Genomic DNA, 5,656 nt, shown 5'->3' with positions numbered 1-5,656 from the left:
AAGGTTAACGACGGTTAGATTCACCTCTTACACAGCACCTCACTGCAAACTTACGCTTAGGATTCGTGGTGAAGTTATACTTCTTACGCAAAAAGTAACGAACTTTAGCCAATAACGGATCTTGCGTCGTTTTTGCCACATCACCATATAAAATCTGGCTTGGATCGATTTGACCACCCGCTCCACCGGTTGTGATTACTGGGATCTTGTTTCTTTTACAATGCGCGATCAACGCTGCTTTTTCATTTACCGCGTCGATACAGTCAATAACATAATCAAAGCCAGTAATATATTCACGAATGTTCTCCAGCGTTAAAAAATCATCAATGAGTTGAACATCGCACTCTGGGTTGATTTGTTTAATACGCGCAGCCATAGCTTCAATTTTTTGCTCACCCACAGAGTCAGTCATTGCATGGATCTGACGGTTGATATTGGTCACACAAATATCATCCATATCAATCAGCGTGATTTTACCAACACCTGTACGCGCTAAAGACTCTGCAACCCAGCTACCAACACCGCCAATACCAATAACACAAAAATGTGCTTCACCTAGCCAAGTTAATTTTTACTTACTTCGTTCAGTTACGTATTGCTAAGGTTAACATACAGCGACTACGCATTCTCATCAGCACCTATCAGTGAACTGTTGCCTAAACAAGCTGCTTCACCAGCTTCAAGGCGGCCTCCGGTAATTCCAGTCTGGTTTGCACAGGCATCAGGAATCGTATTGTTGCCAGTCCCGTTGTCTTCCGCTGTAACAGTAACATTCGTACTCGAAGTGGCAGTTGCACCCAGATTGTCTGTTACTGTCAGTGTGACGTTATAAGTTCCAGCATTCGAGTAGACATGGTTCGGATTGGGTAAGCTGGAACTGCCTCCGTCGCCAAAGTTCCAAAAGTAGCTGGCAATTTGACCGTCCGGATCGGAGGAGCCAGAGCTGCTAAATCCAATGTTACTGTTTTCGGTGGTGGAATAGGGACCATTGATTTCGGCTGTCGGTCGTTGATTTACTTGCTGTTCACCATTGAAAGAAAAACTGTTTTCTCCAGTCCTCAGTATAGCAACCCCTTTGCAGGTGTTTGTTGTGTCAACAAAGATCATTCTGTCGCCTTGAGACCAGCCTGAGGCATTGAAGCTTTCCCCTGAATTTACGGAAGCATAAACCGTGTCCGAACGTTGGCCTGTGACATAGTTCACCCAGCGAATTTCAATGGTTTCATTCGAGTTATTGATGATTGTCGCATTGGCCGTTTCATCTCCCTTAAAATAGGGTCTTTCTAAGCTACAAGCGCCGACTTCGTTGGGGAGGGGTAACACATCTGGTACAACATTGCTAACTAACGCGTTATCAATTTCAAATGTTGAAGTTGTACCGACTATGCCAACTCCCACACACTCCCGATTTTCACTCATCATCATAAAGCGGTCGTTTAGCCGCCAAAAATTATTGTTGTATTCTTGTCCTTGCGTTAGTAATGCGATTTCTTCAGTGCCAGCATCCCCAGTGACATTGTCAATCCACATTAGTCGCATTGGTACTTCTGTAGTGTTGCGGACAGAAATGTTTTGCGTTGAGGGATCGTCTACATAGCGCACGTATTTATGTTCAAGATTACAAGCGCCAAATGTGTTGTCAGCAGGTAATGTCCCTCTGTTAATGGCTACAGCACTGGTTAGACTGGTTACATAAGCATCAAAGCCGTTGCCAATGCGGTTTGCAACGTCTTTAATGGCGGTACGATAGTTGACCGTATTACCTGTTCTCAGTGCTGTGACTATCTGATCATAGTCTGCACGATGATTATTATTGAGGTAATGTATGGCCAGGTAGCCCCACTTGTACAAATCCGGATGGTAATAGTTTGCACTCAAAATATTGTATAAAGGTGGGATCTCAAGGTTAGTTACCCCATCAATCGTACGTGAATAATTTAAACCATTAGCCAAATAATCTGCCAGCCCTTCAGCTAACCCCGCATTGTATGCAAAGGTTCCCTGTGGTCCCGCAACATTGAACCGGCCATCTAGATAGTGCACATATTCGTGTTGTAAATTATACACTTGACCTTGGTAAGAACAAGAAAATGGCACCCAACTGTCTTCGCAGATGTGGGCGATAAACTTAGCCTGGTTATTCACATTTGAGGGCGTACCTTCCAGATACATGCCTCCATTGTCTGTAGATATACCGAAGTGTGTACCGGCATTTGCTTTATATTCGGCACTTGAAAGGTAAATATAAACATCTAATGTGTCATTGTAATCATTCGGAAGTGGTGAATTTGGATTGGTATTAAAAAAGTTATGAAATGCTTGGTCTGTTTCGGCAATTTCGTTGCAACTGGCAATAAGTTGTTGCTGTGAAACTCCTGCTTGGGCGTGCAGTTGAACAGTTGAATTACATTGATAGTTGGTGGTGAAGGTTTGTGCAATAGTAGCAGCACTCAAGCTGTTTGGGCTTAACAAGGCGAAAAAAGCAGCAATGCTTGATGCCCCGGTGATAAATCGATTCATTGAATTTCCTTTATGTTCTTGCTGTTTGGAGCGGGGGAAGTGCACGCTGTCCGGGTGCTTGCTAATCATATTGCTTTTATCTTGAATTTAACGTCACAGTCCTTTGAATCCCCACAACCAAATTGATAATACTGGCTCTTATTGAGGCAGTGGTTTTACGATGGTTAATTTTTAGTAGTATGCGGTGCTAAATCTAATGCTGAATTAGGTTGGCTTACTTTTCATAAACATCGAGTATATTGTATACAATATACCATTATAATCTTCAAGTTGCTTGTTAATATTGTGTGAATTGGCAACTTGTTAACATTTACAGTTTGGCAAATTTGTTTTGGGCTCACCGCAAGTGCAATGTGTTTGATGCGTTGAAAGTTCATAACTGAAAATATCGAGCTACGAAGCCCTGAAGAAAAGGCCTTAGTTGATCACTGCCTTTTGATTGTAATAAGTGATAGATCTGAAAATGATGTAGATGCAGGTTGGCTATAACTGGCAGGGTCAGTAAGTTCAGAATTTGAGACTGATAAAGTAAAGAGGCTTGGTTGGCGTGACTCTAAAAATCTTGGCTAATGTACTTTCTTAGATTTCAGTCAGATATATAGAAATCCGGGTTATTGACGCCGGGGCTGACAAAGCACATTAAATCCGGTCTAAAACATGCTGTCTGGTTTGAACCTTGGGTAAGTACACGCAACAAAAAAGCCGCAAAATTGCGGCTTTCGTTGTTTTGTACGAGATAAGCTGTTAGCTCATGGCGTTTTGCAGCTTTTTCATGGCGTTCTTTTCAATCTGACGCACGCGCTCGGCAGAGACATTGTATTTGTCTGCCAGGTCCTGCAATGTGGTTTTTTCGTCTGATAACCAACGGGTTTGCAGTATGTGTTGGCTACGCTCGTCCAGCGTTTTAATCGCTGAGTACAGGCGAGCAGAAGCGTTTTGATCCCAGTCGGCATTGATAACGCTAGTCTCTACGTCTTCGCTTTTGTCTTCCAGGTACTGTACCGGTGCAAAACTACCGGACTCGTCATCGTCAGCTGATAAGTCAAAGGCCTGATCCTGGCTGCTCCATACGAGCTTCCATTTGCAGAACTTCTTTGGTGCTGACACCCAGTTCGTCAGCGACTGTTTGCACTTCTTCGTGGGTAAACCAGCCTAAGCGCTTTTTGGCTTTGCGCAGGTTAAAGAAAAGTTTGCGCTGTGCTTTAGTGGTGGCCACTTTTACGATGCGCCAATTACGCAATACGTATTCGTGAATTTCAGCTTTAATCCAGTGAACGGCAAAGGAAACCAGGCGAACGCCCATAGTGGGATCGAAGCGCTTAACCGCTTTCATCAATCCAATGTTGCCTTCCTGAATTAAGTCAGCCTGCGGCAGGCCATAGCCTGAGTAAGATTTGGCGATGTGCACCACAAAACGCAGGTGCGACATGATCAGCTTTCTTGCTGATTCCAGGTCTTCGTCTTCTCTCAGACGAGTTGCCAATGCACGTTCCTCTTCAGCGGACAGCATACTGATGCCACTCACATACTGAATGTACGAATCCAGGCTTCCGCTTTGTGGAATGCTTAAGGCCATGGACTGTATTTTTGTGCTCATAATTACCTCTTTATTTTTTGCCGCTGGCATGCTAGCACAGTGGGTTGGAGATCACCAGAGTCGGTGCCCTAAAACGAATAAGTATCGCTTGTTTGCTGTTAATTTAACCTGAACAAGCAGATTAATATTTGTTGTTACGTTGTCAGACCTGCTAAAGTTTAATTTTGTTTCGTGTCACAGGGATGAATATCACCTATGAAATGTAACAGAGTTTTATGCACCAGAATTTCGATTACTTATTTGGTATAAGGTTAGCAAGATAATCTTGTTTGCCTGAGAGGTAGAAGAATGTTTGCATACGTTGCACGTCAGGCCATATTGGACCGCGATAAGAATGTATTTGGTTACGAGCTGTTATTTCGGGATGGCAAACAAAACTGTTTTCCCAATGTTGCTCCGGATGAGGCGACCTCAAAGATTCTGGCCAGTAATCACTTAACTTTGGGCCTGGATGAAATCACTGGTGGCAAGGTGTCCTTCATCAATTTTTATGAAGACACGCTGCTTTATCGCTTTCCAACGTCATTAGATCCCATGGCAGTGGTGATTGAGATTGTCGAAACCGCTCCCATCAGCAAAGAGTTGCTGGCTGCCTGCAAGCACATCAAACAACTGGGTTACAAACTGGCGCTGGACGATCACGATTTTGATCCCAAATGGGATGTATTTCTGCCGTATATCGACATTGTAAAAGTGGATATTCGCGAAAGCGATTACGAAACTATCAAAAAACACGTACCCAAATTTCTCGATGCCAAAGTTAAAATAGTGGCAGAAAAAGTGGAAACCCATGAAGAGTTTGAACTCTACAAAGACATGGGGTGCCATTATTTTCAGGGTTATTTCTACGCCCGTCCAGAGGTGGTAAAGCAAAAGAATATCCCCAACTCTAAGCTGTCACTACTGGAACTCATTGGTGAAAGTGCCAAATTAGAGATGAACTTTGATCGCATCAACGACATTATTGAGCGAGATGTGGCGCTGTCTTACATGCTATTGCGCTTTATCAATAACCCGACTGTGAACAAGCGCAATAAGATCACCTCGTTGCGTCATGCGCTAAATTACATGGGGGCGCTGGAACTCAAGAAGTTTATTGCTCTGTTAGCGCTGGCCAATCTGGGTGATGCCAAGCCGATGGAACTACTTCAGGTGTCTTTGATCCGGGCTAAATTTTGTGAGTTGTTGGCGGCGGCCCGCAATGATCCGGAAAATCCACCCAAAGGCTTTTTAGTGGGCTTGTTTTCCCTAATCGATGCCATGTTGGATCGCAATATGAATAACCTGATGGAAAACCTGCCTCTGTCAGATGATTTAAAAGCGGCTTTGTGTGGTGAAAAGAACAATTTATTGATCTATCTGGAACTGGCCAAAACCTTTGAAACGGCTAGCTGGCAGAAAACCCGTAAGCTATCTCAGGCACTCAAAGTCGAGCAAAAAGCGCTGCATGGCTATTACAATCAGGCCGTAGTCTGGAGCAATGCAATGCGTCAGAGTATTGCCTAACAGCCAGGGCTTATTTAGGCTCTATGACACGCA

The 5,656-nt window shown here is 43.8% G+C and carries 2 protein-coding genes and 2 pseudogenes; 1 reads left to right on the top strand and 3 read right to left on the bottom strand.

Features of this window, described 5'->3' with window-relative positions; all coding sequences use genetic code 11:
* Positions 1–34 precede the first annotated feature (34 nt).
* The 3 genes and pseudogenes from ACXAC4_RS19945 to rpoH all read right to left on the bottom strand — a co-directional run.
* A pseudogene (locus ACXAC4_RS19945) lies at positions 35–562 on the bottom strand (tRNA threonylcarbamoyladenosine dehydratase); the annotation flags it as partial.
* A gap of 56 nt (positions 563–618) precedes the next feature.
* On the bottom strand, positions 619–2,520 hold the full coding sequence (locus ACXAC4_RS19940; protein WP_475164932.1) for a collagenase: 1,902 nt from the start codon (positions 2,518–2,520) through the stop codon (positions 619–621).
* A gap of 744 nt (positions 2,521–3,264) precedes the next feature.
* Positions 3,265–4,117: pseudogene (rpoH, locus tag ACXAC4_RS19935) on the bottom strand (RNA polymerase sigma factor RpoH).
* Between the two features lie 288 nt (positions 4,118–4,405).
* On the opposite strand from rpoH, the gene ACXAC4_RS19930 reads away from it, so the two are divergent.
* Entirely contained in the window at positions 4,406–5,623 is a 1,218-nt protein-coding gene (locus ACXAC4_RS19930; RefSeq protein WP_475164931.1) for an EAL and HDOD domain-containing protein, read from the top strand.
* Positions 5,624–5,656: the final 33 nt, after the last annotated feature.

Source organism: Pseudoalteromonas sp. AWM4_233 (genome assembly GCF_056158285.1).
The sequence above is the reverse complement of the archived record's forward strand: the minus strand, read 5'-3'. Positions and strand labels throughout refer to the sequence as shown.

What these genes read in the sequence shown, in the direction of transcription:
- ACXAC4_RS19940 (WP_475164932.1), bottom strand. Translation starts at nt 2,520, where the DNA reads ATGAATCGATTTATCACCGGGGCATCAAGCATTGCTGCTTTTTTCGCC.
- ACXAC4_RS19930 (WP_475164931.1), top strand. Translation starts at nt 4,406, where the DNA reads ATGTTTGCATACGTTGCACGTCAGGCCATATTGGACCGCGATAAGAAT.